The organism is Rhodococcus sp. D-46 (assembly GCF_011290655.1).
GTDB lineage: Bacteria > Actinomycetota > Actinomycetes > Mycobacteriales > Mycobacteriaceae > Rhodococcus_F > Rhodococcus_F qingshengii.
In genome coordinates, this window is the sequence record NZ_JAANTF010000002.1 from 538,355 (window position 1) to 563,143 (window position 24,789).

A 24,789-nucleotide genomic window follows, 5' to 3' on the forward strand; every position below is an offset into this window, starting at 1 on the left:
CCGGAAATCGGGCGCTGCTTGTCAGCCCGGTAGTGGGATGACGATGCCCGGCAGGATCTCGATCTGACGCGGCAACTGGGGGAGCGGCGGTACTTCGATCGGCGGTAGGCCGGGCACCTCGATGGGCGCCGGGGGAGCGACCGCGCCCGTCGTGGGCGTGCCCGTCCCGTCCCCCGAGGTCACGCCGGAGTTCGCGGGAACGCCGGCCTGCCCGCCGATGGGGTCCGGCCACGGAAAGCTCTCCCAGTCGGATCCCTTCAGCGCGCCGTCCATCGTGCTCTTCCAGATGTCCGCAGGCACTCCGGAGCCGTAGATCAAACCACCGTAGGAGTTGGTGATGGCCTGAGCGTCGGAAGTTCCGATCCACACCGCGGTGGACAGCGACGGCGTGTAACCGACCATCCACGCATCCTTGTTCTGGCCCGTGTCACCCAACTGCGCGGTACCGGTCTTGGCTGCAGACGGGCGTCCACCGGCAAGCGCGTGACCGTTCGAGTACGACGCGATCGGGAGCATTGCCTGCGTGACGTTGTCGGCAACGGCAGCATCGAGACGACGCTCACCGGGAGAGACCGGGCGATCGAGCAGGACTTCACCTTCGGCCGTCACGACCTTCCGGATGAAGTGCGGCTGCTGGTACACACCGGAATTGGCGAGCGTCGCGTAAGCGGACGCCATGTCGATAACGCGAGACTGATACTGGCCGAGCACGATTCCGTTCTCCGGCGGACCACCCTCCTGTGTGAGCGTCGGGTAGTCGAGTCCGGGAATGTGCTCGGGGATGCCGGCCAGGTGGGCGGCGTCGGCGATCTTCTGGGGACCGTTCTCCATCGAGAGCATCAACCGGTAGAAGCTGGTGTTCAGCGAACGCTTGAGTGCCTCGGCGATGGTGCATCGACCACAGGATTCGCCGCCGACGTTTCCGATGGTCACGCCGTTGATCGTGAGCGGTGAACTGTCGAACCGTGCGGACAGCGGAATGTCTTCCATCAATGCTGCGACCAGACCGAAGACCTTGAACGCTGAACCGGTCTGCAGCGGCGCCTGGGCGTAGTCGAAGCCGGCTCCGTCGTCACCGCCGTAATAGGCGTCGACGCCACCGGTCTTGGGGTCGATGGACACTACTGCGGTCCGCAGGTCTTCCGGCTCGCCCTCGAGATTCCGCCTGACGGCGTTCAGCGCAGCTTCCTGCGCAACCGGGTCGATGGTCGTCGTGATCTGCAGACCAGCGGTGTTCAGCGTCTGATCGCTGATACCGGCCTCGGCCAGTTCCTTGAGTACCTGGGTCTTGATGTGGCCTTCGGGTCCTGGCGCCTGGTTCAGATCGGTCGGCCGATTGGCGGGGGCGACGACCGGGAACTGCATCGCGTCGCGATCCGTCTTGGTCAGGCTGCCCAGTTCCACCATGCCGTTTAGAACGTAGTCCCAGCGCGCTTGCAGCGCGGACAGATTGGTCTCGGGGTCCAGGAACGACGGGCTCTGGATGACGGACGCGAGAACTGCGCCTTCCTCGACACTCAGCTCACTGACCGGCTTGTCGAAGTACGCGTTCGACGCGGCGGCGATGCCGTACGCACCGCGACCGAAGTAGATGGTGTTGAGATACGCGGCAAGAATGTCGTCCTTGGACCATTCGCGCGCCATCTTGGCGGAGATGACGAGCTCACGCAGCTTCCTGTCGATACTGCGCTTGTCACCGACCAAGACGTTCTTCACGTATTGCTGAGTGATCGTCGAGCCACCGCCGGCGCTTTCCTTGCCCATCACGTTGTCGCGGGCAGCGCGAGCAAATCCGGAGATCGAGAACCCGGGGTTGGTGTAGAAGTTGCGATCCTCCGCCGAGAGCACCGAATCGCGGACGTGAATCGGGATGGCCGACAACGCGACCTCGGTGCGGTTTCCCTCCGCCGGCACTACCTTGCCGAGCACGGTCGTGCCGTCGGCCATGTAGATGGTGGACACCTGATTGGTCTGCATGTCAGAGGGGCGCGGGACGTCGGTCCGGCTGTACGCGACAGCAAAAACCGACGCGGGCACGATGACCATCAGGAGCACGAGCACGTAGATGGTCCGCCGGACGTACCGCCACTTCGAGCGCTGCTTTTTCGCGGGCTTGGCCGACTTGTTCGACCGGGGCGAATTAGCCGACTTGCCCGATCGAGCCGACGACTGATCGCCACCCGTCGCACTCGATCTGTTCGATGGACTCACTCAACACTCCCGGTCGTGGATCCGGACTTACCGGCACCATTCCACCAGGGTGATATCTCGATCAGATAACTCCCGGCAACTGCGATACCGAAATGTCACCCTACCGGGCTGGCTACTCGCGACGTTCTGCTCGGACCGCGTTCCGATATCCGCGGAACGCGAGCCCGAGAGCGACGACGCAACCGAGCAGCACCAAAGACGGCATCACGCCGGGGTCTCCCTTGACGATCGCGACCACAGCGCCGATCAACGCCATGAGGGCGAAGACCGAGATGAAGCCGGCAATCAGCTCCATACGCTGGGCGCGCGAAGCCCGCCTCATCGAAACCGTGCGCAAGCGCGCATCACGACTTGACGCCGCCTGCGGTCAGACCGGCGATGATGCGTCGCTGGAAGATGAGAACCATGATGACCAGCGGGACCATCACGAGGGTTCCGCCGGCCATGATCGAGGTGTACGGCGTGACGAATGGGTCCGTTCCGGAGAACTTGGCCATCGCCACGGTGACGGGTGCGGTCTTGTCACTCGAGAGTTGGAGCGAGAGCAGGTACTCGTTGACCGTTGCGATGAAGGCGAGGATCGCGGTGGTGAACAGTGCCGGCGCGGCGAGCGGAAGCATGATCAGACGGAAGGCCTGGCCACGGGTGGCGCCGTCGATACGCGCCGCCTCCTCGAGCTCCCACGGAAGTTCGGAGAAGAACGACGTCAGCGTGTAGACCGTCAGCGGCAGCACGAACGAGATGTTCGGGATGATCAGCGCTTTGTAGCTGCCGATCCAGCCGATGTCGGTGAACAACTGGAACAGCGGGGTCACGAGGGCGACGACCGGAAACATGGACGCGCCGAGGATGATTCCGGTGACGAAGTATTTGCCACGGAAATCGAAACGCGAGAGCGCGTACGCCGTGAACACGCCGATGACCAAGGCGATCAGCGTGGTCGCGCCCGCGATGATGAGGCTGTTCATCAGTGCACGGGTGAAGTTCACCTTGGCATCGGGATCGAGCGCCGCGGTGAAGTTGGACAGCGTGAGATTGGTGGGCCACAGCGACGTCGAGAACGTGTCCGCGGGGTCGCGCAGCGCCGTCACGATCATCCAGTAGCAGGGAGCGAGTCCCCACACGATGATCAGTACGACGCCGATGTAGGTGCCGATCTTGCCGCGTAGTGCCTTGTTCATACCGGCTCCCCCTTCCGCTGCTTTTCCTGCGTGCTGACCGCATTGGCTCCGAGGAATCGGACCAGGATGAAGGCCACAGCGAAGATGATGAGGAACGTGATGGTGGACAGTGCCGACGCCGAATTGGCGCCGACGCGCATCTGATCGACCACCAGAACCGAGATGGTGGAGGTGGCGGGATTGGATCCCATCATGATCGCGGGCAGGTCGTACATGCGCAGCGCGTCCATCGTGCGGAAGAGCACCGCCACCATGAGTGCGGGCTTGACCAGCGGAAGCGTGATCATGCGGAACCGCTGCCACGCCGTCGCACCGTCGACCTTGGCGGCCTCGTAGACGTCGGCGGGAATCATCTGAAGGCCCGCGAGGATCAGCAACGCCATGAACGGCGCGGTCTTCCAGACGTCGGCGACGACGATCGCGAATCGCGCCGGCCAGGGGTCCGCCGTCCACAGGATGTTGGTGCCGAGGATCTTGTTGGCAATGCCGTCGTTGGCGAAGATGAAGAACCAGAGCTTCGCGGTGACGGCGGTGGGGATGGCCCAGGGAATCAGCACGGAAGCGCGGAGCAAACCGCGTCCGCGGAACGTCTTGGCCATGATCAACGCCATCGACAGACCGATCACCGTCTCGAGCAGGACGGTGACGACGGTGAAGCCGAACGTATTTCCGATCGACTGCCAGAACTGCGATCCGAGTGTGCCGGGCGGGCAGGGAATCGAGCCGTTGGCGGTGTTGCAGGACTGGGTGATCCAGTTCTTGTAGTTGTCGAACCACGTGAACTGACCGGTGACGAACATGCCGGTCTCGGGATCGAGCTTCTTGCCGTCGCTGTGCATCGACATCCAGATCGCTCGTCCGAGCGGATACAGAATGATGACGGCGAGAACGATCAGCGACGGTGCGACGAACGCCCACACCGGAACTCGTCGACGCTTCTTCGGCTTGTCGGCCGACGCAGGCGGGGGCGAGGTCGGTGGGGGTGGAGTAGCTGCAAGGTCAGGCAGAACCTTGGTCAGGGATGTCCCTGCTGCCTCGGATGCCGACGGCTCTTCTAGCGGTTCCGGTGCACGGTGTCTCCCACCAACGCCCGAACGGTCGGGACCGGTTGAACCGGCCCCGACCGTGGGGTTGGTAGGCACAGCCGCGGAAGGATCCTGCGGTTCTGCCATTGCTTATTGCTCCTGGTAGATCAGTTACCGGCGGTTTCGATGCCGGCCTTGGTGTCCGCCAAAGCCTGCTCGACGGTCTTCTCGCCGCGAATAGCAGCGTAGGTGTTGTCGGAGATCGACTTCGACACCTGCGTGTAGTACGGCGTGACGGGGCGCGGCTGAGCGGTGGCGAGTGCTTCCTTCAGGGTCGCGAAGTACGGGAACTGAGCGAGCACTGCCGGATCGTCGTAGACAGCCGAGAGAACGGGTGCGCCGCCGACCTCGGTGAAGTACGTCTGCGACTTCTTGGTCTGCATGAACTCGAGGAAGTCACGAGCCGTGGCGGGTGCGTCCGAGTACGCGCTGATGCCGACGTTGTAGCCGCCGACGGTCGAAGCGCCCGGTCCGTCGACACCCGGAAGAACGGTGTAGCCGTACTTGCCGGCAACCGAGGTCTTCTCACCGTCGACCGAGAAGCCGGACCACGTGCGCATGAAGAGTGCCTTGCCGTCGCCGAACGCGGTCTGCGACTCGCCCTCGGAGTAGGTCAGCGCTTCCTGCGGGATCGTGTTGTCGGCGAAGTTGTCGACGATCGACTGAACGCCTGCCTTCGTCTTGTCGTCGATGGCCGGGGTGAGTCCGTCCGGGCCGACCCACGGGCCGTCGAAGGCGTTGGTGATCTCGGTGGTGTTGACCGTCAGGCCCTCGTAGTTCTTGAACTGACCGATGTAGCAGGAGATGCCGGCTTCGACAGCCTTCGGGCAGTTTTCCTTGAGCTCGGCCCACGTGGTGGGGGCCTTCTCGACGAGGTCCTTGCGGTAGTACAGGAATGCGGCGTTGGTGTTCTTCGGCGCTGCGTAGAGCTTGCCGTTGTAGGTGCCCGAAGCGACGGTCGACGGCAGGAGGCCGGACTCGTCGATCGCGAGGTCACCCTCGAGCGGCAGCAGCCAACCGTTTGCGGCGAACTGGGCGGTGTTGACGACGTCGACGCCGATGAGGTCGTACTCGTCGCTCTTGGCCTGCATGCGCTGGGTGATGTCGTCGACCTGCGCGTTGGCTTCCTTCGCCAGCGGCTTGAGCGTGACCTTCTCGTCCGGATGCTCGGCATTCCAGTCGGAGATGATGTTTTCGAGCGCCTCGTTCAGGGCATCCTGCCCCTCGACGATCGTGATGGGGCCGCGGCCTTCGCTCGAGGACGATCCCCCGGATGCGGCCGTGGTGCTGGTTCCGCTGTCCTTGTCCGAATCGGACGAACAGCCTGCCAGTACCAGCATGGACGCTGCCGTGGCTGCAATTGCAGCGCGGCGCATCGCCTTCGAGTTCAGAACCATGGATTCGCTCCCCGTATGTGTATGACAAATAGACGGTCACCGAGAGCCTGCTCACGGCATGCGCCATGAGTGCCGGCTCCCGGCATCGGCCCCTACTGTGGCACGAGACACCCGTACTTGTGGGTATTACGCCGAACCTGAATCGGTCATGTGTCGTTTGACAGGTCGACCTAACCCAGGCGACGCCCGTCGGTGGTGGCAAAAATGTGCACCTTCTCGGGGTCGACGCGCAGGTTGACGCGCTCGCCCTTCTGCGGCGGATTGCGCCAGTCACCACGCGAGACGATCTGCTGCAACCGTCCGCCGATCGTGGTCCGGCCGTAGACGTAGGCGTCCGAGCCCAGTTCCTCGACGACGTCGACCTCCATCGGCAGGCCTTCGGCGGCGATCTCGAGGTGCTCGGGGCGAATACCCAGAACAACCTCGGTTTCGACGACGCCGTTCATCGTCTCGCGCGGAACCGGAACGATCCCGTCACCGAATGCGACGCCGCCGTCGACGACGGGGAGGGTGAAGAGGTTCATCGCGGGTGAACCCATGAAGCCGGCGACGAAGACGTTCTTCGGCTTGTTGTACAGCTCGCGTGGCGAGGCGCACTGCTGCAGGATTCCCTTTTCGAGGACGGCGACGCGGTCACCCATCGTCATGGCCTCGACCTGGTCGTGGGTCACGTAAACCATCGTCGTCGCGAGGCGTCGTTGCAGCTGAGCGATCTGCGTACGTGTCTGCACACGGAGTTTCGCGTCGAGGTTCGAGAGCGGCTCGTCCATCAGGAAGACCTGCGGCTGGCGGACGATGGCGCGGCCCATCGCCACTCGCTGACGCTGGCCACCGGACAGCGCTTTGGGCTTGCGATCGAGGTACGGCTCGAGATCTAGCATCTTCGCGACCTCTTCGACGCGGGCGCGGATCTCCGTCTTGTTGGTTCCGGCGAGCTTGAGCGCAAAACCCATGTTCTCGGCCACCGACATGTGCGGGTACAGCGCGTAGTTCTGGAAGACCATCGCGATGTCGCGCTCTTTCGGCTCCTGACCGGTGACGTCGCGGTCGCCGATGAGGATGCGTCCGCTGTGGACGTCTTCGAGCCCGGCGAGCATGCGCAGGGTGGTCGACTTTCCGCAGCCGGAGGGTCCGACGAGGACGAGGAACTCGCCGTCCTCGATCTCGAGGTCGAGCTTGTCCACTGCCGGAGTGTTCGATCCGGGGAACAGGCAGGTGGTGCTCTCGAAAGTCACTGAAGCCATGACGGGGTTGATCCCTTCTACCGGCAGGAACGTGCCGGACGATCCAAGTTGAGGGTGAGCGTGTGCGCTAGCAGCATAAACGTCCGTGTCGGCGCGCGAGCGTAGTCTTTCACGGTGAGTTCGGAGAAGATGCTGACCCGCATCGGTGCGCTGCTTCGCCAAGCGGAGTCCACCGACAATCCACACGAAGGTGAAGCCTTCATGGCTGCCGCTCAGCGGTTGGCCACCAGTTCCGCGATCGACCTGGCGGTCGCGCGTGCGCATACCGCGTCTTCGGAAAAGCGTGCGACGCCCACTCAACGGCTCATCACCATCGGCGAACCGGGCAAGCGCGGACTGCGAACGTACGCCCAGTTGTTCATCGCGATCGCCGCTGCCAACGACGTGCAATGCGACATCGCGCAGACGTCGGCCGTCATCTACGCCTACGGCTTCGCCGGCGACATCGACGTGTGCGAGGCCCTGTATTCGAGCCTGCTCTTCCAGATGGTGCGTGACTCCGATGCCTACGTGCGTTCCGGGGCGTACCGCGGCGAAACGTCCGTGCGGACCGTCGTCGAAACTCGTGGACGACGACGCGTCAGCACGCAGGTCCGCAAGCCGGTGGCCGGAGTGACGGCGCGCCTGAACTTCCAGATGGCGTACGCGTCCCGCATCGGCGCTCGGTTGGCCGAGACGAAGCAGGAGACGGAGAAGACCGCGATCGCAGAATCTGCCACGTCGTCTTCCGAAACCGCACTCGTGCTGCGTAACAAGGAAATCGAGCTGAAGGACTACTACTCGTCCAACTCCAAAGCGCGTGGGACGTGGCGGGGCGGCGGCCGCGCAAGCGCCGGGCATTCCTCACATGCTCGACGAGCGGGTGATCGGGCGGCGCGCTCCGCACGTCTGGGGAACCTTCCGGAGATCGGCGGGGTGCGCGGGCAGCTGGACTCGTGAGGGATACGCAGCGGAGCGCCGTCTACGAGGCAGAGACGTTGGTGCGCACCATGTTCGATCGCGCCGACCAGCGTGGACTTCGGAGCGTCGAGGTCATGGGTTCCACCATCACCTTGCCGGTCGAGCGCAAATTCGGTTCCGTGGAGTCGGTCCAGGCGTACTGCGATCAGCTACTCGGGCTGAATTGGGTACGGGAGACCTGGACTCGCGCAACCATTCCGGTGTCCGTACGCTCCCGCGGCGGCAATGCCGCCGCTCACTACTCGAACGACGTCATCGCCGTCCCGGACGACCGTGACGGCCGGTGGGCGCTACGCGAATTCGTTGTCTTGCACGAACTTGCGCACCACCTCGGCGACCCCGCCTCCGACGAGGCTTCCCACGGGCCCGAGTTCGTCGACCGCTACACGAGCCTTGTCGGCGAGATCATCGGGCCCGAGGCGGCCTTCGTTCTTCGAGCGATGTTCCTTGCCGGTGGTGTTCGAACGGACTAGATGTCAGCCCTCGGTGAACCGGGTGGTGTGCGAACCGGTCGGCTGGAATACTCGGCCTATGGATGCGCCGCGCAGACTGGTCCTGGTCAAGGGTGAGTCGGAACTCCCCGATCCGGCTGTTGCCGTGCGCAAACCCCCACTGATTCGTGAAGCCTACGGACGAGTGCTGCGGGAGGTTCGACGCGATCAGGACCGAACTCTCGACGACGTAGCCGCAAAGGTCGGGATGTCGAAGCAATACCTCTCCGAGATCGAACGGGGCAAGAAGGAACCGTCGTCGGAAATTCTGCGCGCCATCTGCGAAGCGCTCGGGATGCCGCTCGAGCACCTGCTGTTCCGAGCGGGCAACAGGATCGTTGCGCTCAACTCCCTCACCTTCGGACATTCTCCCGCCCCGATCTCCGGTCCCGTCCTGATGGCAGCCTGATCAGTTCCCTTCGATGAGGGTGTCAGCCAGTCCGTAGGAGATAGCGTCGTCGGCAGTGAAGATCCTGTCGCGATCGGTGTCCTTACGGAGCCGCTCGACGCTCTGACCGGTGTGCTTACTCAGAATCGCCTCGGTCTGCTCCCGGATTCTCAGGATCTCGGCTGCTTGAAGCGCGAGGTCCGAGATGGTGCCACTACCTTGCGTCGACGGTTGGTGCAGCAGCACCCGCGAATGGGCAAGAACATGCCGATGGCCTGGAGTGCCGGCGGCCAGAAGCACTGCAGCAGCCGAAGCCGCTTGACCCATGCAGTACGTGGAAATCGTCGGTTTCAAGAACTGCATGGTGTCGTAGATCGCGAGCATCGCCGTGGTGGAACCGCCGGGAGAGTTTATGTACAAACCGATTTCACGATCCGGGTTGTCGGCTTGCAGATGCAGCATCTGAGCCATCACGACGTTGGCGACGCCGTCGTCGATCTCTGTGCCGAGAAAGACGATGCGTTCGTTGAGCAGCCTACTGAAGATGTCGAAAGATCGCTCACCCGTTGGTGTTCGCTCGATGACGCTGGGAATCGTGTACTGGGACATGACGTCACAATCCGATCTTGGGGAAGGTGGCTTGCGGTGCTATCTCGGCGAAGGACGTCACGACGCGGTCGACGATTCCGTACTCGCGCGCCTGCTCGGCGGTGAACCAGCGATCCCGATCGCTGTCGGTCTCGATCTCTTCGACGGTCCGGCCCGTTTCGGCGGCGAGGATTTCCTGCGATTGACGCTTCATCAGCTCGAGACTCTCGGCCTGGATCGCAATGTCCACCGCAGTGCCACCGATACCTGCCGAAGGTTGGTGCATCATGATGCGGCTGTGCGCCAGGCTGATTCGCTTGCCGTGGGTGCCGGAGCAGAGGAGCACCTGGCCCATGCTGGCCGCGAAGCCCATCGCGACCGTCACGACGTCATTGGGGATGAGCTTCATCGTGTCGTAGATGGCCAGGCCGGCAAACACCGATCCGCCAGGTGAATTGATGTAGAGCACGACGTCGCGCTTGGGGTCGGTGGTGGCGAGGAGCACCAGTTCCGAACACACACGTTCGGCCATGGCGTCGTTGACCTCGCCGGTGAGCAGAATGGTTCGCTGTCGGAAGAGCCTGTCTGTCAACAGGTCACGGTAGCCGGTATCGGTGGGAGCTTCAGTAGTCATGAATCCATTCCTACCGGCGCGGCAGTGCCGCGGCCCCGCCTGTCTGCTGTGGGCAGACCACCCCTGTTTTTACCCGCCCCCTGTTGCCTGCCCCCCTTTGACTGCCCCCTTTCTGAGCGAACGGCACGTTCAGTCGATCTAAGGCGCCGAAAGTACCGTTCGCTCGAAAAGGGGTGGGTACAAGAGCGGGCAAACCCGTCACCGACGGCGGCGGTAGCGGTACCGCGCACACCCGGCCATGATGGGAGAAGACAACCATTCCTCTCGTCAGGAGCGTGGCATGACTCGTCCGGTACGCATCGGTGTTCAACTCCAACCCCAGCACGCACCCGATTACGGGTTGATACGCGACGCCGTCTTGCGGTCCGAGGACGCCGGGGTGGACATCGTCTTCAACTGGGACCACTTCTACCCGTTGACCGGCGATCCCGACGGCGCCCACTTCGAATGCTGGACCATGCTCGGCGCCTGGGCCGAACAGACCGAACGCGTCGAGATCGGCGCCCTGGTCACCGGTGGTGGCTACCGCAATCCGGATCTGCTGGCCGACATGGCGCGAACCGTCGACCACATCAGCGGCGGACGCCTGATCCTCGGCATCGGTGCCGGCTGGTTCGAGAAGGACTACGACCAGTTCGGATACGACTTCGGCACTCCCGGTTCACGGCTGAAACTGCTGGGCGAATACCTCCCCCGCATCACGGGCCGCCTGGCGAAGGGCAACCCGCCGCCGACGCGCAACATCCCGGTCCTCATCGGCGGTGGCGGCGAGAAGAAGACCCTGCGCCTGGTCGCCGAGTACGCCGACGTCTGGCACAGCTTCGGCGACCGTGAGACACACCTTCGCAAGTCAGACATCCTCTCCGACCATTGCGCCGACGTGGGCCGGAACCCGCTGGAAGTAGAGCACTCGGTTCCGTGGCCTGGGCTCGAGAATGCTGCTGACCTGGTCGCCGACGGTGTCTCGCTCTTCACCGTCGGCGTCAGCGGACCGGACTACGACCTCACGACGCTTGCCGAGGCCATCGGTTGGCGCGACGACAACACGCCGCCTGCGTTGAGCGGGCTGGCCTGAGGGGTACCAAGGACTTCGTCGTTGTCGGCGCCGAGAACGGGCGGCGCCGACGTCAGGCGTGGCCTCTGGCCGGAGAAGTTGACCGGGAAGGCCACTTGCTTCAACGGTCCGAGCGTCGGATGGTCGACGGTACCGACCATTCCGAGCGCGGCGGTGTGGGGATCGGAGTAGATCTCGTCGAGATGCCGGATCGGTGAGACCGGTACGGCGCGTTGGGCGAGAAGAGCGCACCAGTGTTCGACGGTTTCCGATGTGAAGGCGCTGGTAAGTTCTCGTTCCAGACTCTCGCGGTTCTCCACCCTGTCGCGGTTGTGGGCAAAACGCGGATCGGTGACCAGTTCACTCCTTCCGATGGCCTCGCACAGCGACGCCCACATCGCGTCGTTGCCGACAGCGATGACGAAGTACCCGTCGCTGGCAGGAAATGCTTGATACGGAGCAAGATTCGGATGACCGGAGCCCAACGCAGTCGGGCGCTCACCGGTGGCGAAGTAACTGGTCGCCCAGTTCACGTGCATCGCGAGTTGGCACTCGTACAGCGACGTGGTCACGTACTGTCCGCGCCCGGTCCGGCCTCGCTCGACCAATGCAGCCAGGACACCGACCAGTCCGAAAAGCGCTGCGCCCAAGTCTCCCAACGCAAACCCGGATTTCATCGGAGCACCACCCGGTTCACCGGTGAGCGACATGAGCCCACCCGCGGCCTGCGCGATCATGTCGTATCCCGGTTCGTCGCGCAGCGGTCCTTCTTCACCGAAGGCAGAGATGTGCAGGGTGATCAGATGCGGGTATCGCTCGGACAGTGCCTGGTAGTCGAAGATCTTCTGTAATCCGCTGCCCGGCTTGAAGTTCTCCACGACCACATCGGTCTCTTCGAGCATGCGGTGGATGATCTCCTGTCCTTCGGTGGACTTGAGGTCGATCGTGACCGACTTCTTGCCGCGGTTGATCGCGAGGTAGTAGGCGGCATCTACGCCGACGAAGGGAGGCCCCCACGAACGCGTGGGGTCGCCGCCTTCAGGGTGTTCGATCTTGGTGACGTCGGCTCCGAGATCGGCAAGCGACATGGTTGCGTACGGCCCGGCAAGGATCTTCGACAGATCGAGCACGCGGACACCAGCCAAGGGTGTGGGGCCTGTTGGAGAATTCACTGGTGAACCCCTGCTACGGAGAGGAACTCGGCTACGACGTCACGTGCATCATCCAGCTCGACGTCACCGCCGTCGGTGATCACGTCGAGATTGCCGAGTGCAGCCGACGGCACCTTCCCCACAAGACCGGCCAGGTAGGAATTCGCCACCAGCAGTGACCGGTACCCATTACCGTGTCGGATGCCGTGATCCGCAAGGTCGAAGAGCAGGGTCGCCATGACGGTACGAGCCAACTCGTCGGAGTACCTTGCACTCGCAGCCTGCGCGGCATCGTCAGATCCGGAGATCAGACGATCTCCTTCCTCTACCAGTTCCTCCCAGCGCCGCAACAGAACTCCGGCCCCGGCTTCGCAATCCGGTCCGACGGTGGACAAGATGTCCGTCATCGCTTCCGCGACCGTGCGGTGCGAGTTGAACTTGCGTAGGCACCGAAGTACGTCCAGCGCAATGACATTGCTCGAGCCCTCCCAGATCGAGCCCAAGTGGGCATCCCGCACTAGTCGCGCGTTGGCCCATTCCTCGATGTAGCCGTTTCCTCCGCGCACCTCCATGGCCTCGCCGGTGACCACCCGCGCGCGTTTGCAGACAAAGTGTTTGGCGATCGGTGTCAGCACCCTGATCAGTGCGCGCGCCTGTTCGTCGCCGCCGTCTGCTGCCTGAAGACACTGTGCGCTGTACGCGACCAGGGCCAGCGAAGCCTCGGCATCGAGTGCAAGGGGAAGAAGCGTCGCCCGCATCAGCGGCTGGTCGAAGAGCTTCTTACCGAACACGACTCGACTCTTCGAATGTTCGACGGCTTCGCGGACTGCTCGGCGCATGAGAGCGCTCGAACGCATCGCATTGGACAGGCGAGACGTGTTGACCATCTCCGCCATCTGGCGGAATCCTCGATCGAGTTCGCCGACCTGGAGTGCGTGCGCGCGGTTCAGCGTCACCTCGCCGCTCGGCATGGAACGCGTACCCAGCTTGTCCTTGAGACGATCGATCGTGAGGTTGTTGCGCTCGCCGGATCCCAAGGTCTTGGGCACCATGAACATTCCGACTCCACGCGTCGAACCATCCTGTCCGCCCGGGAATCTTGCGAGGGTGATGATCACATCGGCATCCGGGTTGGAGGCGAACCACTTCTTGCCCGTCAGAACCCATCCGTCGCCGTCGCGCTCGGCGCGTGTTTCGGTGCAGGCGATGTCGGTGCCTGCCTGAATCTCGGTCATGAACATCGCACCCGTCTTCGCCTGATCGGGGTCCGTCGACGTCAACGCTTCGATCCAGGGCGAGAACACGGCCGGATCACCGAACATACGCAGGGTCCGCGCAGCAGCATCTGTCATCGACACCGGGCAGGCCAGCCCGAACTCGGCCTGCACGAAGATGTACGACGCGAGGTACTTCGCGAGTGGCGGATGCACGGAGTCCCATCCGTGCAACCCTTTTCGGTGCGACATGGCGGACAGGCCGTACTCGTTGTACGCCGCCCGGCACAGTTCCAGGTAGGCCGGGTGATAGGAAATCCGGTCGACGCGGTCACCGGCCTTGTCGAATTGCTGCAGCACCGGCGGGTTCTTGTCTGCGATGTCGGCAAGCTCGGACAAACGGCCGGCTGCGTCTCGGCCCAGTCGGTCGAGCAATCCGTTCAACGTCTCTCGGTCCGCCCCGGCGGTCCATCTGTCCACTACCGCTGTCAGAGCGGGGTCGGTGTGTGCAAAGTTCATCAGTGGTCAACGCCTTTCAGGGTGGAAGCATCAGTCATGTTCGAGGAGCTCGTCGACTCCAGCCCTTGCCCGTGCAGCGCACTCCTGCGCAACAAAGCAGTCATACAGACAAGGGAGAGAACGACATACACGAGCCCTAGAGCTACGACCGGCCAGATCGAGTTGGTTCGCGTCAGCAGATACTGGCTGACCATCGGGGCCGTTCCGGCAAATACGGCGGTCGACAATTGGTACGACAGAGAGATGCCGGTATACCGAACATTGGTGGGGAAAACCTGCGCCAGAATGCCGGCCAACGCGGCGTAATACATTGCGTGAGGCGCCGTCGCGAGGACCATCCCCAGAATCGCCAAGGGCACGGAGCCCGTCTGAACCAGCACGAACATCAGTGGTAGGAGCACGATCTCCGGAAGCAGCATCCAACGGACCGCTTTCGACGGATCGATCCGCGTGGCCAGCACAGCACCGAAAGGCTGTACGAGCGCCTGGGCTACCAGTGCCACGGTGATCACGAGGAGGAAGTCACTGCGCTCGAAGCCGAGATCCGTTGTCGCCCATGAGAGCGCAAAAGTTGTCTTGACGTACGTGATGGCAACACCGGCAACCACAGCGCCGACGCCGAGAGCAAGTTCGACGGGATGCGACCGCAACACTTCGACCAGCGGCATCCGTGTACGCTCCTGTGCCGCAACAGCCTTCTTCATCTCGGGCGTCTCGGAGATGTGCAACCGGATGTAGAGAGCGACGATCACCAAAGCTGCGGATCCGAGGAACGGCAGACGCCAACCCCACGACTCGAACACGGAATCCGACATCAACGTCAGGCCGAGGAAGGCCAGCGTCGCGAGCAGGTTGCCGACCGGTGAACCCTGCTGCGCAAACGCGCCGTAGAGCACTTTCTTCTTCGGGGGAGCGAATTCGGTGGCGATCAACACGGCACCGCCCCATTCGCCACCCATGGCGATGCCCTGGAGAACACGCAGTGCCACAAGCAGTATCGGTGCCCAGATCCCGATCTGGGAGTACGTAGGGAGGAGGCCGACACCGACAGTTCCCAACCCCATGAGCGCGAGGGTGATGATCACGGCGTTCTTGCGACCGAACTTGTCTCCGAAATGACCGAACACCACTCCGCCGACCGGACGAGCCACGAATCCCACGGCAAAAGTCGCGAAGGCTGCGAGTGTCCCCACCGCCGGCGACGCATCCGGGAAGAACAGCGGGCCGAGCACCAAGGCGGATGCGGTTCCGTAGATGTAGAAGTCGAACCATTCGATGGTCGTTCCGACAAACGCCGTGATTCCGGCCTTGCGTGCCTGTTTGGTGTTGTATTCAGGCGGATTGGTGTCTTGACCTGGGTGTTGATCCACGGTTCTCCCTGATTCTCGCGTCGGGCATCACCAAGGGATGCAATGTGAGGCGTGAATCACTATCGTCCGAAATCCATGTAGAGTCCAAGACTTAGTTCGACTTATTTATGTGGGAGAACCACATAATGAAACCCGGGAGGAGCGACGTGGAACTGCGTCAACTGCGCGCGTTTCTCGCAGTCGCCGACGAACTTCATTTCGGCCGGGCCGCCGAGCGACTCCACATCGGGCAGTCCCCGCTCAGCCAGACCATTCGGGGGCTCGAGCGTGAACTGGGTACCGACCTGTTCGTCCGGACCACCAGATCAGTGCAACTGACAGCCGCCGGCGAAGCCTTGGTCACGCCCGCACGGATCATCGAAGCGCAGATCGCCGTGGTACGAGAAATCGCATCGGCCGCGTCGACTGGCGAGACGGGCCGTGTCACAGTGGGTTTCGGCGGAACAGGCGGCTACACCGTCCTGTCGGCCCTCACACGGTCCTTGGCCGACTCCCATCCGGGAATCGAACTGGAACTACGGCCGCAGATGTACTCGGGTGAGGTGCTCGACGCTCTCCGACGCGGAGCACTGGACATGGGCATAGTCGGCCTGCCCATTCCGCGCGGATTCGAGACTCACACTGTGCGGGAGGAAACCTTGATGGTCGCGGTTCCGGCCAGGCATCACCTCGGTACGCATGACTCGGTGTCACCGGAAGACCTGGCAACCGAGCGATTCGTGATGTATCCCGCCGAGCACGGCTCGGTGGTGCGCGATGCAACGTTGTCCGTTTGCGCCACAGCAGGTTTCACGCCCACCATCGCACACGAAGCCCCCGATCCGTACAGCCTGTTGGCCATGGTCGGAGCGGGGGTCGGGATCGCCGTCGTCGTGGAGTCGACGGCGCATCTGTCCATGGACGGGGTCGTGTACCTGCCGATCGCCGGGGCCACGCCCACGCTGAAAATCGCGATGGCATGGCGACCCAACAATCCGACGCCGGCAGTACACACCGTCACCAGGGTACTGAGGGAGCAGCCTTAGGCTCTCGCGAGAACTCCGGCGAAATCTGTTCCCACAGGCAGAGTTCCGTACTCGTGACCACGGTCGGCGCCGAGGCGAGCGGCAATGAACGCATCGGACGAGGCGGCCGGGGAGTGGCGCACCATGAGCGAAGCCTGCAGTGCCAACGCCATAGCCTCGACGACGGTCCGAGCGCGGAGTTGAGCGTCGGCAGGTGCCATCGTGGCGAGCTCACCGAGTTGGCGTCGTACTCGATCGAGGTGCTGATCGAGGACCGGGTTGTTGCCGCGGGCGAGGTTGATCTCGTGGTCGAAGGCGGCAACGGAGTCGGGTTCACGGGTCATCGCGCGCAGGACGTCGAGCGCGATGACGTTGCCCGACCCCTCCCACACGGCCATGACGGGCTGCTCACGGTAGCGACGGGCAAGCGGGAAGTCCTCGGTGTAACCGTTGCCGCCCAGGCACTCGAGGGCTTCGTAGGAGTGGTGCGGGCCGCGCTTGCAGATCCAGTACTTCGCAACAGCCGTCGCGAGTCGGCGGAACGCCTTTTCCTGCTCATTCGCGTCCTCGTCCTGCGCACGAGCCAATAGCAGTGCGGTGATGGTCGCGGCTTCGGATTCGAGAGCCAGATCGGCAAGCACCGAGGTCATCGCCGGCTGATCTGCCAGGACGGCACCGAAAGCGCTGCGGTGCCGTGCGTGCCACACCGCTTCGGCGACCGACTGACGCATACCTGCCGTGCTGCCGAGGATGCAGTCGAGTCGCGTCTGGGACACCATTTCGATGATGGTCCGCACGCCACGTCCCGGTTCGCCGATCATGGTGCCGACGGTGCCGTCGAGCTCGATCTCGGACGACGCGTTGGACTTGTTGCCCAGCTTGTTCTTCAGACGCTGGATGCGGAAGACGTTGCGTGTGCCGTCGGGCAGGATGCGGGGGAGAAGGAAGCAGGAAAGTCCCTCGCCGGCAGCACCTTCGGCCTGAGCGAGAACCAGGAAGGCGTCGGACATCGGCGCGGAGCAGAACCACTTGTGTCCGGTGAGGAGGTAGTCCGCACCCGGGCCGCCACGTCCGGCAGGCTTGGCGATGGTCGTGTTGGCTCGCACGTCGGAGCCACCCTGCTTCTCCGTCATCGACATTCCGAAGATCGCGGATGCCTTTCCGGGAGCGTCCAACTCGGGGGTGTAGCTGCGAGAAAGGGCTCGCGGCGTCCAGAGAGCGGCCACGTCCGGTTGCAGCTCGAGCGAGGGGATCACAGCGTGCGTCATGGAGATCGGGCACGCGTGGCCCGGTTCGACCTGGGAGAAGAGCATGAATGCCGCGGCCCGAGCCACGTTGGCACCCGGCTTGGGGTCAGCCCAGGCAGAGGTGTGAGCACCGTGCGCAACGGCGGCAGAGATGATCCGGTGATACGACGGATGGTATTCGACCTCGTCGATGCGGTTTCCCCAGCGATCGAAGGTCTTCAATTCGGGGATCACCGTGTTGGCCAGCTCGGCGTCGTGCTGGAACCCGGCACTGCCGACCAGTTCACCGATATCGGTGAGTTCACTGGTGGCCCAATCGGCGTCGTGACGCGCGACGCCTTCGGCCAGGACCGTATCGAGCAGGAACTCGTTGACGTCCGTGCGCGGTACCGACTGGTTGAGCACTGCATGGGTGCGATGCGGAGCCGGGTGGGTGACGGTCTTCTCGGAAATATCAGTCATGACAGGCCTTTCAGCTCGCTGCGCGGATGAGGTGCTTCTGGATCTTGCCGGTCGGTGTACGCGGAAGAATGGTCGCGAACACCACTTCACGCGGAATCTTGTAGCGCGCCAACTTGTCCGAGAGGTAGTCCTTGATGTCGTCGGCGCTGATGACATCCGGTTCACGCCAGACGACGTGCGCGACGACGGTCTCGCCCCATTCTTCGTTGGGTTTTCCGACAACGGCGACGTCGACGACGTCCGGGTGGCCGGAGATCACGTCCTCGACCTCCTTGGAGTAGACGTTCTCGCCGCCCGTGATGATCATGTCCTTCGCGCGGTCGACGATGAAGAGGTAACCGTCCGCATCCTTGCGCGCCAGATCGCCGGTGCGATACCAACCGCCGTCGGCAAAAGCAGCCTTCGTGGCAGCGGGGTCGTCGAGGTACCCCTGCATGACGGTGTCGGCGCGCAGCCAGATCTCACCGATCTGATCGGGCTCCGCGTCGGTGCCGTCATCGGCAACCAGGCGCAGGTCGACGCCGGCCAGCGCGACGCGGCCGATCGAGCCCGCCTTGCTCAACTGCTCTTCGGGGTACAGCACGGTGCCCACTGGCCCGGTCTCGGTCATGCCGTAGACCTGCCGGAATTCGGTGGTGCCGTACGACTCCACCAGTCGCCGAGCGACATCCGCGCCGATCGGTCCCCCGCCGTACAACCACGCACGAACGCTTCCGAGGTTGTAGTCGGCAAAGTTCGGCACGAGGTTGAGTGCGGTGGTATAGATGACCGGCGGGCCGAAGCAGAGGGTAATGCGTTGTTCCTGAACTGTTTCCAGAAATTTGACGGGATGGTACTCGCGCAGCAGCACGACGGTTCCGCCCATGTAGAGCGTGGACATGAACCAGTTGTTGAGCGGGGAAGCGTGCCAGATCGGGACGGCCATGAGCAGTCGCTCGTCCCGAGTCGTCGACACGGCGAGGGCCGCGGTGACGGCAACACCGACGACGTTGCGGTGGCTGTGGACGCAGCCCTTGGGCGAGCCGGTAGTCCCCGAGGTGTAGAGGATTTCGGCCGGATCGTTCTCGTCGATGTCGATACCGTCAACGCCGTCCTGGCGGGTGATGGCGTCGTCGAAGAAGTCGAAACCGTCTGCGACAGAGTCCGTGCTGATCAGCTTGGCCGTTGTCTCCAGTCGACCGACAACCGGCGCCAACTCACCGTCGAAGACGCACACCGACACCTTCGCGTGTCCCAGCACGTAGGCAACTTCCGGAGTCTGCATCTTGTGGTTGATGGGGACCACGACGGCGCCCAAGCGCCAGGCACCGAGCATCGCGTACACGAATCCCGGAGTGTTGTAACACATCAGCGCGACGCGGTCGCCCGGCTGCACGCCCAGCGACTGCAAATAGCCTGCGGCGCGTCGACTTCCGTCCTGAACCTGGGAGTACGTGTGATCGTGACCGTCGAATATCAGGAAGGGTTTGTCCGGGGTCTTGGTGACGTTGCTGTCGAATACGCGAACGATATTCATCGAAGTCCTTGTCGGAGAATCACGCTCGAAGAGAGTTCATTCCATCGAGCTGTTGAGTACGGCGTCGGGTATCTGGAGGGTGGCGAAGATGACGGCAACCGCCTCCTCGAGGGAGTAGCCGAAGCTCTCGCCGGTGGCAGTCTTCTGGATGACGAGGCCGAAGATCGCAGACCAGAAGGCCTTGGACTCGACGTCGATGCCCGCGCGCAGCTGCCAGCCGGTGCGGATCAAGGTACGGAGGAGGGCGGTTTCGCCCGAGGAGTGCAGAGTGCGAAGCGTTTCGGAGATCAGGTCGCGGAGTTCACCACGACGACCCGTCATCATCATCGCTTCCACGAAGAGTTCGACGCTGGGAGCGCCCGAGCCCAGGAGGGATCCGACCAGCTTCTCGGTGTAATCGCCGACCGTGTCGGCGTCGGCGGCATCGACCTCGGCACGCTTGCCTGCGCGCAGAACGGCCGCGCACGCCACCTCGACGAAGAGCTTTTCTTTGGAGCCGTAGTAGTAGGTCACCTGGTTGGGATGGGCGCCGGCGGCCGTGCAGATCTGCGCGATGGAGACGCTGTCGCCGTGCTCGAGGAACAGCTCGGTTGCGGCGTTGAACAGCGCCATGCGCGTCTGCTTGCCCGACTCACGCGTCGCGCGCGCTGCGGGAACTGCCTCGGTGGCCATCACGAACTCCTACTTGTTTGTACGACAAACAATAACTCGGCGTTGTTTGTATGGCAAACAATTTCTTCCCGACGCGATGACATGTCGACTTCTATCGACATGTCTGATGTGCGGGATTACTCTCTGAACATCGAGCACCCGAGAACTTCGGCTTTTCTGCGAGGAGGCGCCCTGCAATGCTCGCGCGATCCGGCTTCTCCCTGCCCACACGCACGACTCTCACGGGCGACTGGGCAGATTTGTTGCGCGAGCATTTTGTCGCGCTCGACGTATCCGATATCGGAGACGGCGATCGATTCAGCGGGGCCGTCCACTCGGCCCAACTCGCACACGTTCGGGTATCCGCAGTTCAATCGATGGAACAACGAATAGTCCGTAGCAACAGCCTCATCAAAAGCGACGGCGCGGACTATCTGCAGATCGGGATGATCCGCCGCGGTAGCGCGGTAGTGCGCCAAGACGACCGCGAATGCGTCCTGCGACGTGGCGACTACGTCCTGTACGACACCACGCGTCCCTTCGATTGGCAGATCGAGGGACACGCACACGACGGCATCTGGGGACTCGAGGTGTTCACCTGGCCACGGTCGTACCTGTCGCTCAGCGACGCGGAGGTCACGAGCCTGACCGCCATCGCCTTCGACGGACACGCGGGCCTGAGTGGTCTGCTTGGTCGCTTTCTTCACGATCTTGCCTCCGTCCGCATGACGTCCGACGCAAGCGGAGACGAAGAGGAAGTCGTCAACGAGATCGGCAACCTGGTCAAGTCCGTTCTTCACACAACTGCGCGACCGATCACCTCGCGGCGAACCAGCCTCTACGAATCCGCCCTGTCGGTCATAGACGCCCGCATCGCAGACCCGGCCCTGTCTCCGGTGGACATCGCGGGATCGGTCAAAGTCTCCATTCGGCAGTTGCACCGAGCCTTCGCCGAACACGGCACGACGGTGTCACGGTCGATTCGCAGCCGTCGACTCGACGGTTGCCGTCGTGAGATCGTGCAACGACACGGAGTAGAGCGGTCGCTGACCCAGATTTCTCACCGCTGGGGATTCACCGACCTGGCCGCCTTCAGTCGAGCCTTCAAGGCGGAATTCGGGATCAGCCCGCGGCGGTACCGGTCGCAAGCAGCGGCCCCCACAAGTACTACCCGCTGATCTGTAACATCTTCGGACACTTACCCATTGAACATGGTGTTCAAAATTTTCTGTCGCCGAAACGTATCCACAATTCTTGGCACGGTAGGCCAAGCATCGGGCGCTGACGGCCAAGTTTGCTCGGCTGAGCGGGCGTAGATTTTCGGCACGGCGTTGCCAAGTGCCAGGCACCCGATTCGACCACCTACATCACAGGGAGCACTCATGGAATCTGCAATCGGCGAACACCTTCAATGCCCGCGCACTCTGACCAGGCGGGTCCCGGATACCTATACGCCACCGTTTCCCATGTGGGTCGGGCGCGCAGACGACACATTGCACCAGGTCGTGATGGGCTATCTCGGCGTGCAGTTCCGCGGCGAGGATCAGCGCCCGGCAGCACTGCGGGCGATGCGGGATATCGTCGCCGGCTTCGACTTGCCGGACGGACCGGCACACCACGATCTCACCCATCACATCGACAACCAGGGCTACGAGAACCTGATCGTGGTCGGTTACTGGAAAGATGTTTCTTCCCAACATCGTTGGAGCACATCACCTCCAGTGTCCTCCTGGTGGGAGTCCGAAGACCGCCTGTCGGACGGATTGGGGTTCTTCCGCGAGATCGTGGCACCGAGAGCCGAACAATTCGAAACGCTCTACGCGTTCCAAGACGACCTCCCCGGGGTGGGAGCTGTCATGGACGGTGTCAGCGGCGAAATCAACGAGCACGGCTACTGGGGTTCGATGCGCGAGCGGTTTCCGATCTCCCAAACCGACTGGATGCAGGCCTCGGGCGAACTGCGGGTCGTCGCCTGTGACCCCGCCGTAGGTGGACGCGTAGTAGTGCGGGGACACGACAACATCGCACTGATCAGGTCCGGGCAGGACTGGGCCGACGCGGAAGCAGACGAGCGCAGCCTCTACCTGGACGAAATCCTGCCCACTCTTCAATCGGGCATGGACTTCCTCCGCGACAACGGCCCGGCCGTCGGGTGCTACAGCAACCGATTCGTACGCAATATCGACATCGACGGAAACTTCCTCGACTTGAGCTACAACATCGGCCACTGGGCCTCCCTCGACCAACTCGAACGGTGGTCGGAATCCCACCCGACCCATCTACGGATCTTCACGACGTTCTTCCGGGTGGCCGAGGGCCTGTCGAAATTGCGTCTCTACCATGAGGTCTCGGTATTCGATGCCGCCGATCAGCTCTACGAGTACATCAATTGCCATCCCGGGACCGGAATGCTGCGCGACGCGGTGATCACCGCCGAGCACTGACCGAAGTCGCCGGCAATCTTCGGCCACATTCTTTCCCTCGGAGGCAACTCGAGATATGTTGACGGGTGTCGACATATCTCAGTAGAGACCATCGAGGAAGCGCGGACAGCAGACAGTGACTACTCAACGAAACGAAGAGTTGGCGTTTGCTGTGCTGGCCGACCAAGTGCGTCGACAGATTCTCGACACGCTGGCTACCCACGGCGAGTGCAACGCGGGCTTCATCAGCGATCAAATTTCGACGGTCGGTCGCACCACGGTATCCACACATCTCAAGGCGCTGCGGTTGTCCGGCGTGATCGTCGAACGGCGTCAAGGACGTCATCGCCTGTTCTCGATAGATCCATCGGGGCCCGCCAACGATGCACTCCAGTTCCTGCGCGACGTCCTCGGGCGAGCGCTGGAAGCAGGTTCGAACGCCTCCGAGTTGCCGGCCACTGCGACTGAGGATTCAGACGTCGCATCGGTGCGTCGCCGAGCGTGAGGCCTTGTTGAGCCCCAGCACCTATTTCAGGCAGGAAGTAGAACGTGCCAGGTCTCTCCGTAACGGCACAGATCGTGACGACCGACCCACCAGGGTCAGCCTTCGAGCGCCTCGAAACGGGGCAACTGCTCGAACTCGAATGTGAGCAACTGACGGTCGGGGCCGCTGCCGCCATCTCCCTTCCCGTCGGCGACGGCGCACGCGCAGATCCAGTCGGAATGCCGATCACGCTGTTGGGATACGTCGCCGGCGTGAAGCGGGGCCGATCGGTCGTGATCGTGCACCACCAACCGTGGCGCGGCCGCCTGACGATCCGGTTCTTTCCCGACGGCGCTGGGACCCGGATCGTTCTCGAGTCCAGCCTCGATCAGGACGGCATTTCCTGGCTTGCCAACAAGCGCGGATTCGCTCCACCCGAACCTCCGCGTTCCGACCGACATCGGATCGGGCTGCTGGTCAGCAAATCCGGCCCGGCAGCTGTATTCGCCCAGGCGACAGAAACACTCGCAGCCCTGGCCGTGGAAGAAATCAATGCCGACGGCGGCATCGGCGGCGTTCTCGTCGACTTGGTGATCGGCGATGACGCTTCCGACTCGGCGGCCGGAGCGGCGACCGCACTGCGATTGGTGAAAAGCGGATGTCGCGCCGTTTTCGCGTGCGTGACATCGTCAACCTTCAATGCCGCTGCATCTGCATTGCAGAACACCGGTGTGCTGTTGGTGCACACAGTTCTCAACGAGGGAGGTCGATCGCGTCCGGGAGTCCTTCGATTAGGTGAGCGACCACTCGACCAGACGCGAGCGGGCATACCCGCAATGATGTCCGAGACCGGTTCTCGCACTTGGTTCCTGGTCGGCCAGCAGTATTCGTGGTCGTTCGGAGCGCATTGGGCGGCCCGGCGTGTGATCGCCGAATCCACAGGTTCGGTGGCCGGCGAAGTCTACGTACCGTTGGGGACAACCGACTTCTCACGCATCATCGAGTCGATAGCCGACTCCGGGGCCGAACTGATTCTTTCCACCCTGGTGGGCCATGACGAGGTCTTCTTCGAACGACAATGCGCCCAGCACGGACTGCGGGCCACCACGCGGACGTTTGCATTGGTCCTCGACGAGGCCACTCAGCAGCTCATCGGCAATTCCGATGCTGACGGAGTCTGGGCGGCATTCGGCTACTTTCAATCCGCAGCCGGCGATCACGACCTCGAAAAGCGATACAGCGCGAGCTCGAACGAACTCCTGCCTCCGCTCAGTTCCCTGTCGGAGACAACGTACGAAGCGATCGTCGCTTACGCACGCGCAGTCGAACGAACGTCGGCAGGCGATCCGGAAACAGTACTTCGGCAGCTTGTCACGACGTCGAAAAGCTCTACGAACAACGGCGTTCCACTGCATCGACCGATTCTGCTCGCTGAATCACGCCGTGGGCGCCTGTACCCCCGTTCTCTCTGAGCGCGCGTAACCCGAACTTAACGAGTCAATATGTCGATACCTA

Annotated in this window: 23 protein-coding genes; 9 read left to right on the top strand and 14 right to left on the bottom strand. The window is 62.9% G+C overall.

The genetic code is table 11. From position 1 onward, the window contains the following. Positions 1–21: 21 nt before the first annotated feature. From G9U53_RS07175 to ugpC, 6 genes are all read right to left on the bottom strand, one after another. Positions 22–2,211, bottom strand: coding sequence for a transglycosylase domain-containing protein (locus G9U53_RS07175; RefSeq protein ID WP_063315382.1), 2,190 nt, complete (start codon positions 2,209–2,211; stop codon positions 22–24). Positions 2,212–2,323: 112 nt separating this feature from the next. Beyond that, entirely contained in the window at positions 2,324–2,533 is a 210-nt protein-coding gene (locus G9U53_RS07180; protein WP_019746112.1) for a hypothetical protein, read from the bottom strand. A 22-nt stretch (positions 2,534–2,555) separates the two neighbouring features. Continuing rightward, positions 2,556–3,392, bottom strand: coding sequence for a carbohydrate ABC transporter permease (locus G9U53_RS07185; protein ID WP_003946046.1), 837 nt, complete (start codon positions 3,390–3,392; stop codon positions 2,556–2,558). Continuing rightward, positions 3,389–4,564 carry a sugar ABC transporter permease gene (locus G9U53_RS07190; RefSeq protein WP_007735224.1) on the bottom strand — a complete coding sequence of 392 codons (1,176 nt, stop codon included), beginning with the start codon at positions 4,562–4,564 and terminating at the stop codon, positions 3,389–3,391. Before G9U53_RS07190 ends, G9U53_RS07185 begins: the two co-directional genes overlap by 4 nt. Before the next feature lie 20 nt (positions 4,565–4,584). Beyond that, positions 4,585–5,874, bottom strand: coding sequence for an ABC transporter substrate-binding protein (locus tag G9U53_RS07195; RefSeq protein WP_007735225.1), 1,290 nt, complete (start codon positions 5,872–5,874; stop codon positions 4,585–4,587). Between the two features lie 170 nt (positions 5,875–6,044). Beyond that, complete coding sequence (ugpC, locus tag G9U53_RS07200; RefSeq protein ID WP_003946073.1) at positions 6,045–7,118, bottom strand: sn-glycerol-3-phosphate ABC transporter ATP-binding protein UgpC; 1,074 nt, start codon at positions 7,116–7,118, stop codon at positions 6,045–6,047. 114 nt (positions 7,119–7,232) lie between these two features. Between ugpC and G9U53_RS07205 the strand changes: the two genes are divergently transcribed. Genes G9U53_RS07205 through G9U53_RS07215 form a run of 3 tightly spaced genes read left to right on the top strand, consistent with a single transcriptional unit; the run spans position 7,233 to position 8,978 of the window. After that, complete coding sequence (locus tag G9U53_RS07205; RefSeq protein WP_030537724.1) at positions 7,233–8,057, top strand: DUF2786 domain-containing protein; 825 nt, start codon at positions 7,233–7,235, stop codon at positions 8,055–8,057. After that, the gene (locus tag G9U53_RS07210; RefSeq protein ID WP_042450620.1) at positions 8,054–8,551 is read left to right on the top strand and encodes a TIGR04338 family metallohydrolase; all 498 of its coding nucleotides are present in this window, start codon (positions 8,054–8,056) and stop codon (positions 8,549–8,551) included. Before G9U53_RS07205 ends, G9U53_RS07210 begins: the two co-directional genes overlap by 4 nt. Before the next feature lie 58 nt (positions 8,552–8,609). Beyond that, positions 8,610–8,978 (top strand): helix-turn-helix transcriptional regulator, encoded by a 369-nt coding sequence (locus G9U53_RS07215; RefSeq protein WP_003946041.1) that lies wholly within the window; start codon positions 8,610–8,612, stop codon positions 8,976–8,978. Here the strand turns inward: G9U53_RS07215 and G9U53_RS07220 are convergent, their stop codons facing one another. Then, positions 8,979–9,566, bottom strand: coding sequence for an ATP-dependent Clp protease proteolytic subunit (locus tag G9U53_RS07220; protein ID WP_003945993.1), 588 nt, complete (start codon positions 9,564–9,566; stop codon positions 8,979–8,981). 4 nt (positions 9,567–9,570) lie between these two features. After that, positions 9,571–10,179, bottom strand: a complete 609-nt coding sequence (locus G9U53_RS07225) for an ATP-dependent Clp protease proteolytic subunit (RefSeq protein WP_007735229.1) — start codon at positions 10,177–10,179, stop codon at positions 9,571–9,573. Positions 10,180–10,459: 280 nt separating this feature from the next. On the opposite strand from G9U53_RS07225, the gene G9U53_RS07230 reads away from it, so the two are divergent. Continuing rightward, a complete protein-coding gene (locus tag G9U53_RS07230; protein ID WP_030537640.1) occupies positions 10,460–11,254 on the top strand; it encodes an LLM class F420-dependent oxidoreductase in 795 nt (264 codons plus the stop codon). Here G9U53_RS07230 and G9U53_RS07235 read toward each other — a convergent pair. The 3 genes from G9U53_RS07235 to G9U53_RS07245 are packed head-to-tail and all read right to left on the bottom strand — an operon-like array spanning position 11,176 to position 15,487. Continuing rightward, positions 11,176–12,405, bottom strand: coding sequence for a CoA transferase (locus G9U53_RS07235; protein ID WP_165638511.1), 1,230 nt, complete (start codon positions 12,403–12,405; stop codon positions 11,176–11,178). The two genes, G9U53_RS07230 and G9U53_RS07235, sit on opposite strands and share 79 nt — an antisense overlap. After that, entirely contained in the window at positions 12,402–14,117 is a 1,716-nt protein-coding gene (locus tag G9U53_RS07240; protein ID WP_165638512.1) for an acyl-CoA dehydrogenase family protein, read from the bottom strand. The genes G9U53_RS07235 and G9U53_RS07240 overlap by 4 nt, the downstream gene beginning before the upstream one ends. Continuing rightward, positions 14,117–15,487 (bottom strand): MFS transporter, encoded by a 1,371-nt coding sequence (locus G9U53_RS07245; RefSeq protein ID WP_165638513.1) that lies wholly within the window; start codon positions 15,485–15,487, stop codon positions 14,117–14,119. Before G9U53_RS07245 ends, G9U53_RS07240 begins: the two co-directional genes overlap by 1 nt. 146 nt (positions 15,488–15,633) lie before the next feature. Between G9U53_RS07245 and G9U53_RS07250 the strand changes: the two genes are divergently transcribed. Next, complete coding sequence (locus G9U53_RS07250; protein WP_064075487.1) at positions 15,634–16,512, top strand: LysR family transcriptional regulator; 879 nt, start codon at positions 15,634–15,636, stop codon at positions 16,510–16,512. Here G9U53_RS07250 and G9U53_RS07255 read toward each other — a convergent pair. The 3 genes from G9U53_RS07255 to G9U53_RS07265 are packed head-to-tail and all read right to left on the bottom strand — an operon-like array spanning position 16,509 to position 20,388. Further along, positions 16,509–18,200: an acyl-CoA dehydrogenase family protein gene (locus G9U53_RS07255; protein WP_165638514.1), complete on the bottom strand. Its 1,692-nt coding sequence runs from the start codon at positions 18,198–18,200 to the stop codon at positions 16,509–16,511. The genes G9U53_RS07250 and G9U53_RS07255 overlap by 4 nt on opposite strands. A 10-nt stretch (positions 18,201–18,210) precedes the next feature. Beyond that, on the bottom strand, positions 18,211–19,716 hold the full coding sequence (locus G9U53_RS07260; RefSeq protein WP_030537646.1) for a long-chain-fatty-acid--CoA ligase: 1,506 nt from the start codon (positions 19,714–19,716) through the stop codon (positions 18,211–18,213). A gap of 36 nt (positions 19,717–19,752) precedes the next feature. Next, entirely contained in the window at positions 19,753–20,388 is a 636-nt protein-coding gene (locus G9U53_RS07265; protein ID WP_030537647.1) for a TetR/AcrR family transcriptional regulator C-terminal domain-containing protein, read from the bottom strand. A 176-nt stretch (positions 20,389–20,564) separates the two neighbouring features. On the opposite strand from G9U53_RS07265, the gene G9U53_RS07270 reads away from it, so the two are divergent. The 4 genes from G9U53_RS07270 to G9U53_RS07285 all read left to right on the top strand — a co-directional run bounded on the left by G9U53_RS07270 (position 20,565) and on the right by G9U53_RS07285 (position 24,746). Next, positions 20,565–21,545, top strand: a complete 981-nt coding sequence (locus G9U53_RS07270; RefSeq protein ID WP_047270147.1) for a helix-turn-helix domain-containing protein — start codon at positions 20,565–20,567, stop codon at positions 21,543–21,545. Positions 21,546–21,749: 204 nt separating this feature from the next. Next, on the top strand, positions 21,750–22,811 hold the full coding sequence (locus tag G9U53_RS07275; protein WP_165638515.1) for a phenylacetaldoxime dehydratase family protein: 1,062 nt from the start codon (positions 21,750–21,752) through the stop codon (positions 22,809–22,811). A 115-nt stretch (positions 22,812–22,926) separates the two neighbouring features. Then, positions 22,927–23,295, top strand: a complete 369-nt coding sequence (locus G9U53_RS07280; RefSeq protein WP_007735244.1) for a winged helix-turn-helix domain-containing protein — start codon at positions 22,927–22,929, stop codon at positions 23,293–23,295. Positions 23,296–23,339: 44 nt separating this feature from the next. Further along, on the top strand, positions 23,340–24,746 hold the full coding sequence (locus G9U53_RS07285) for a substrate-binding protein (protein ID WP_054187255.1): 1,407 nt from the start codon (positions 23,340–23,342) through the stop codon (positions 24,744–24,746). Positions 24,747–24,789: the final 43 nt, after the last annotated feature.

Excerpts from the sequence above, each read along its gene's own strand:
- G9U53_RS07230 (WP_030537640.1), top strand. The coding sequence starts at position 10,460 with ATGACTCGTCCGGTACGCATCGGTGTTCAACTCCAACCCCAGCACGCA.
- G9U53_RS07240 (WP_165638512.1), bottom strand. The coding sequence starts at position 14,117 with ATGAACTTTGCACACACCGACCCCGCTCTGACAGCGGTAGTGGACAGA.
- G9U53_RS07265 (WP_030537647.1), bottom strand. The coding sequence starts at position 20,388 with ATGGCCACCGAGGCAGTTCCCGCAGCGCGCGCGACGCGTGAGTCGGGC.
- G9U53_RS07270 (WP_047270147.1), top strand. The coding sequence starts at position 20,565 with ATGCTCGCGCGATCCGGCTTCTCCCTGCCCACACGCACGACTCTCACG.
- G9U53_RS07195 (WP_007735225.1), bottom strand. The coding sequence starts at position 5,874 with ATGGTTCTGAACTCGAAGGCGATGCGCCGCGCTGCAATTGCAGCCACG.
- G9U53_RS07185 (WP_003946046.1), bottom strand. The coding sequence starts at position 3,392 with ATGAACAAGGCACTACGCGGCAAGATCGGCACCTACATCGGCGTCGTA.
- G9U53_RS07220 (WP_003945993.1), bottom strand. The coding sequence starts at position 9,566 with ATGTCCCAGTACACGATTCCCAGCGTCATCGAGCGAACACCAACGGGT.
- G9U53_RS07190 (WP_007735224.1), bottom strand. The coding sequence starts at position 4,564 with ATGGCAGAACCGCAGGATCCTTCCGCGGCTGTGCCTACCAACCCCACG.
- ugpC (WP_003946073.1), bottom strand. The coding sequence starts at position 7,118 with ATGGCTTCAGTGACTTTCGAGAGCACCACCTGCCTGTTCCCCGGATCG.
- G9U53_RS07180 (WP_019746112.1), bottom strand. The coding sequence starts at position 2,533 with ATGAGGCGGGCTTCGCGCGCCCAGCGTATGGAGCTGATTGCCGGCTTC.
- G9U53_RS07260 (WP_030537646.1), bottom strand. The coding sequence starts at position 19,716 with ATGAATATCGTTCGCGTATTCGACAGCAACGTCACCAAGACCCCGGAC.
- G9U53_RS07275 (WP_165638515.1), top strand. The coding sequence starts at position 21,750 with ATGGAATCTGCAATCGGCGAACACCTTCAATGCCCGCGCACTCTGACC.
- G9U53_RS07215 (WP_003946041.1), top strand. The coding sequence starts at position 8,610 with ATGGATGCGCCGCGCAGACTGGTCCTGGTCAAGGGTGAGTCGGAACTC.
- G9U53_RS07255 (WP_165638514.1), bottom strand. The coding sequence starts at position 18,200 with ATGACTGATATTTCCGAGAAGACCGTCACCCACCCGGCTCCGCATCGC.
- G9U53_RS07225 (WP_007735229.1), bottom strand. The coding sequence starts at position 10,179 with ATGACTACTGAAGCTCCCACCGATACCGGCTACCGTGACCTGTTGACA.